Source organism: Rhodococcus sp. GQ147 (genome assembly GCF_059759155.1).
Window position 1 is genome coordinate 1 of record NZ_JCAXDU010000044.1, and the last position, 4,914, is coordinate 4,914.

General features: G+C 63.8%; 4 protein-coding genes. 1 reads left to right on the forward strand and 3 read right to left on the reverse strand.

Going from position 1 to position 4,914, the window contains the following annotated elements; all coding sequences use genetic code 11:
• Positions 1 to 58: 58 nt before the first annotated feature.
• Genes AC6CID_RS24855 through AC6CID_RS24865 form a run of 3 tightly spaced genes read right to left on the reverse strand, consistent with a single transcriptional unit; the run spans position 59 to position 2,839 of the window.
• Positions 59 to 943: a crotonase/enoyl-CoA hydratase family protein gene (locus AC6CID_RS24855; protein WP_039583701.1), complete on the reverse strand. Its 885-nt coding sequence runs from the start codon at positions 941 to 943 to the stop codon at positions 59 to 61.
• 19 nt (positions 944 to 962) lie between these two features.
• Positions 963 to 1,937, reverse strand: a complete 975-nt coding sequence (locus tag AC6CID_RS24860; RefSeq protein WP_170318582.1) for an NAD(P)H-dependent flavin oxidoreductase — start codon at positions 1,935 to 1,937, stop codon at positions 963 to 965.
• Between the two features lie 2 nt (positions 1,938 to 1,939).
• A complete protein-coding gene (locus AC6CID_RS24865) occupies positions 1,940 to 2,839 on the reverse strand; it encodes an SMP-30/gluconolactonase/LRE family protein (protein ID WP_039583700.1) in 900 nt (299 codons plus the stop codon).
• Between the two features lie 232 nt (positions 2,840 to 3,071).
• Between AC6CID_RS24865 and AC6CID_RS24870 the strand changes: the two genes are divergently transcribed.
• Positions 3,072 to 4,652 carry a long-chain-fatty-acid--CoA ligase gene (locus AC6CID_RS24870; protein WP_006554680.1) on the forward strand — a complete coding sequence of 527 codons (1,581 nt, stop codon included), beginning with the start codon at positions 3,072 to 3,074 and terminating at the stop codon, positions 4,650 to 4,652.
• The last annotated feature ends 262 nt before the right edge of the window (positions 4,653 to 4,914 follow it).

Consider the following 4,914-nt stretch of genomic DNA (forward strand, 5'->3'; position numbering starts at 1 on the left):
AGTGGGCTTCATGAGACTTTCTTTGTTCGGTTGATTGGAGCGGGGATGCAGTAGGTGTTCACGGCGTCGTTGTCTCGATCCACTCTTCGTAGAATGGCGGCATGGCTGAGGCCTTGTCGTGGAACTCGGGTGGGCGTTTGTCGCGGAATGCCTGCACTCCCTCGGCGCCGTCGCCGATGCTGGTGTAGAACATGGCCAGCGAATCGACGCGGTGGGCATCTGCGGGGTGAGCAGCGGCCGCGTTTCGCAGCAGCATCTGGCGCATCAGGGCCACCGAGACCGGTGAGCGGTCGCGGGTCCAGGCATTCGCCAACGCGCGCGCTTCGCTGAGCAACATCTCGGGTTCATGGAGCGCCTGCGCCAACCCGTCGATGTATGCGACCTCGGCGTTGAGGATCTCTGCCCTATAGACCAGATTCAGCGCAGTGGGCATGCCGACGAGCCGAGGAAGGAACCATGTCGAGCACGCTTCGGGCACTATTCCGAGTTTGCCGAACACCAGGCCGAACCGCGCTCGGGTCGACATCAGGCGCGCGTCCATCGCCAGCGTCATGGTTGCACCGATTCCGACGGCCGCGCCGTTGATTGCGGCGATCACCGGTTTACGGCAGGCATGGATTGCGAGGGTGACGCGGCCGCCTGTGTCGCGGATCCGGCGCAATTCGGGGTCGTCGAGATTCTTCATGTCGGCAAGAGTGGGGCGTTTCGACTCGTCGAGCCCGAACACATTCCCTTCACTCGACAGGTCCATGCCGGCGCAGAAAGCGCGCCCTGCTCCGGTGACGATCACGGCCCGGACCGTGTCGTCGTCGTTCACCGACACGAAGGTGTGCTCGAGTTCGTCGGCCATCTCGACGGTGAACGCATTGAGACGGTCGGGGCGGTTGAGGACCACGGTGAGGATGCCGTCCTCGACTTCGTGGCGAAGGGTGGTGTATTCCATGACTTCTCCCGTCTGCCTGTCAGGCGAGGTCGGCGGCAATCCTGCGGATGGCGGCTTCGGCATCGCTCACGATGTCCGAGATGATCGTCTTGCAGGGAAGCACGGCATCGATGAGACCTTGGGATTGACCTGCCCACCACATGCCGTCTTCCATGTTCCCCTTCTCCAGCACTTCCGTTCGGCCGCGTACCCCGGAGGCGAGGTGTGCGACGTCGGAGAACGTGGCGTCAGGGCGGGCGGAGAGGGCTGCGATCGTCTCGGAGATGGAGTTGCGGGCCACACGTGCGGTATTACGGAACTCTCGGAACACGAGGATGGTCTGGCGTTCGTCGTTGGCAACGATCTGGGCCTTGACGTTCGGATGCACGGGAGCTTCGTCGCTGGCCACGAACCGGGTGCCCATGTTGATTGCGGATGCGCCGAGGGCCAGTGCTGCGGCCAATCCGTCGCCGGTGGCGAATCCGCCACTGGCGATGATCGGGATGTCGAGCACGCGCGCTGCGGCGGGGATGAGGATCAGGCCGGGGATGTCCTCGTTGCCGGGATGGCCGGCGCACTCGAACCCGTCGATACTGACGGCGTCGACACCCATGGACTGTGCTTTGATCGCGTGCCGGACCGCTACCGCTTTGTGGATGACCTTGATCCCGGCGGCTTTGAACGCCGCCACATGTTCTTGGGGGTTGCTGCCGGCGGTTTCCACGATGGTGATACCGCTGTCGATGATCGCGGCCCGGTAGTCGTCGTACGGCACGGGAGTGACGGTGGGCAGCAGGGTGAGATTGACACCGAACGGCTTATCGGTCATTTCCCGGCACCGGGCGATCTCAGCGACGAGAGCTTCGGGGGTGGGTTGCGTCAGCGCGGTGAGAAAACCCAAACCCCCGGCATTGGCCACCGCGGAGATCAGCTCCGCGGTGCCGACCCCGGTCATGCCACCGCACACCACCGGGTGCTCGATCCCGAAAGTGTCGGTGAAACGTGTGCGCAGCACGATCACGGCCTCCCTGCGTGCGGAACGTCGACTCTCGTCGAGAGGACCTTGGCTTCACGCGCAGCGCTGCGCTTGGCTTCGTCGAAATCCGGTGCGACCGAGAGAAATAGTGTGCGACCGTCATCGCCACCGAGCGCGACCGCGAACACTCCCAGCGGAGCCGTACTCACCTCGTCCAGGATGGTTCCGCCTTCGGCCAGGCGTACGGCACGTTGGTTGACGCAGTCGGCAATCCAGATGGCACCTTCAGCGTCGAGGGCCTGACCATCAGGTGCAATCGTGCACGCTGCAAGCCGCTTCTCCACGCTCGGCTCGTCGCCGAGATCGCCGAACGAGGCGAAGTCCTGACGGGGGCCGAGTGTGCCGTCCGGTTCGATATCGAATCGGGAGACGCGGTTGCCGAACAGTTCGTTGACGTACAGCGTTCTTCCGTCCGGGGAGATGCACATGCCGTTCGGGAAGGACAATCCTTCGGCTGCGACTCGGGAAGTGCCGTCGGTGTCGACGAGGACGACAACGCCGTGCTCGTGGTCGGCTCCTCCCATGAGATCGAATCCGAACTCGCCGACGTATGCCTGCCCGTTCGCGGCGACCACCATGTCGTTGGCGTGACCGTGGCAGTGTTCGGAGATGTCGGCGTGCTCGACGAGTGAGCCGTCGGGTTCGCGGCGCAGGACTTTGCGGTCTTTCATCGAGACGACGAGCATGCGCCCGTCGGGAAGCCATCCGAGTCCGGACGGCTGGTGTTCGACGGTGCAGACCTGTTCGATGGATCCGTCGGCGTTCACGGCATTGACCGAGTGGGTGTAGAAATCCACGAACCACAGTCGGCCCTCGTGCCACCGAGGTCCCTCGGTGTAGGTGAATCCTGTTGCGACTTCCGTCATTGGACGACTTGTCATGGGAGTACCTTTCTTCCGGCGCTCGTTGCCCGCTGGGCTCGGCCGGTGTCGGCCGGGCGCCTATGCGGGTGAGGTGGCTCCAGTCTCGGGATCCTCACGGCGGTCGAGGTGTCCCACAACGCAACAGTGCGGACGAGTTCATCGGGCGCTGTCGCAAATTCGGACGGTTCGGTGCCAGGGTTGGTGTGCAGGCTGGTCGTACCCTCGCTCACCTGATCCGGAGGAATGCGCCATGCTCACCACGATGATGGATCGTCCACTGCTGATCAGCTCGCTGCTGTGGCGTGCTGAGAACGTCTTCGCCGACCGGGTCGGCGTCTCGTGCGACGCAACCCGCGGAGACCGAGAGTTCACCTACCGTGATCTCGGCGCGACCGCACGCCGGTTTGCTGGCTCCTTCGAGAACTTGGGCATCGGGTTCGGAACCAGGGTTGCCACGTTGGCCTGGAACACCTTCGAGCATCTTGTCGCCTACTACGCAGTTCCTGCGTGCGGGGCAGTGCTGCACACGGTCAACCATCGGATGTCACCCGAGCACATCGCCTACACAATGGACAAGGCCGAGGACGAGGTTGTGCTGATCGACGCTGATCTGTTGTCCGTTCTCTTCGAGATTCTCCCGCGCCTCCCGCGGATCCGGCATGTGGTGGTCATCGGTGATCTCGAGCAGGCCGAGTGTTCGGTACCTGCAGAGGTGACCTGGTGGTCGTTCGACGGATTGTTGCTCGATGCCGTGCCGATCGAGGAATTCCCGGAGTTCGACGAGACGACCGCATCGTCGATTTGTTTCACCTCGGGTACCACCGGGCTGCCCAAGGGGGTCGTGTACAGCCATCGAAGTACGGTGCTGCACGCGATGGCGATCAGTGCTTCCGGGGGCGTCGCGATCGACGGTCGGCACTCGTACCTCCTTGCCACGCAGATGTCCCACGTACACAGTTGGGGTGTTCCGTACGCGGGGGTGCTGCAGGGCGCACGTCTCGTCCTCCCCGGGCCGCACCCCTCGCCCGCGGAGTTGCTGCGCATCATCACAGATCAGACACCCGATGTCTTCGTCGGCGCCCCGGCCGTGGCGGCGCTCATGCGTGCACAGTTCGATGCCGATCCCGAGCGTTACGACCTCGGAAGTGTGCAGACCATGTGGTTGGGCGGGCAGGTGCTGCCACCAGTGCTGGTGAGGTGGTGGGCGGAGCGGGGAGTGGCGACCGTCAACGGGTGGGGGATGACCGAAACCTCCCCTATGGGAACTTTCAGCAACTCGGCCGATTGCCAAGGCAGACCCTTGCCGTTGTTCCAGGTGCGTGTCGTCGACGAAGAGGGTCGGGAACTGCCGTGGAATGGCTTCACCACCGGCGAGCTGGAGGTTCGTTCGCCGTGGGTGACCGGGACGTACCTCGACGACGACCGCGCCGCCGAGGCGTTCGACGCCGGCTGGCTGCGCAGCGGCGACGTCGCGGTGATCCACCCGGACGGCCGGCTGGAGATCCGCGACCGGGTCAAAGACCTCATCAAGAGCGGAGGAGAATGGATCTCTTCCGTCGAGGTCGAGAACCAGCTGCTCCTGCATCCGGCGGTGGTGGAAGCCGCTGTCATCGCGGTGCCGCACGAAACCTGGCAAGAGCGCCCCGTGGCGTGGGTTCGGACAACGGCGGAGGTCTCCGATGATCAGCTTCGGGCCCACTTGGCGGTCACCCTGCCGAAGTTCTGGCACCCCGACACGTTCGTGCGGGTAGACGAGGTCCCCAAGACGTCAGTGGGCAAATTGGACAAGGTGCGCATACGCCGGATGTGGGCTCAGAAGTCTGCGGTGTAGCGTTCTGGGACACCCATGGCTCATGTGACCTCTATTACATAATGTTCGTACTGATCGTGAGGTGTTGGAGGTGGTGACGACGTGACCGAGCGGCTTCGCATGCACGTAGACGATCGCAGTTCCGACAGGTACGACTCCGACAGGTATGACAGTGCTTCGCCACGAGTGCGGCCGGAGATCGAGCAGTCCTGGCGCCGCTGCCGTGCCATCGGGGCGGCTTCGGACGGTTCTCGTCTGCGCTACATCGATACCCCCACAGACT

What these genes read in the sequence shown, in the direction of transcription:
- AC6CID_RS24855 (WP_039583701.1), bottom strand. Translation starts at nt 943, where the DNA reads ATGGAATACACCACCCTTCGCCACGAAGTCGAGGACGGCATCCTCACC.
- AC6CID_RS24865 (WP_039583700.1), bottom strand. Translation starts at nt 2,839, where the DNA reads ATGACAAGTCGTCCAATGACGGAAGTCGCAACAGGATTCACCTACACC.
- AC6CID_RS24870 (WP_006554680.1), top strand. Translation starts at nt 3,072, where the DNA reads ATGCTCACCACGATGATGGATCGTCCACTGCTGATCAGCTCGCTGCTG.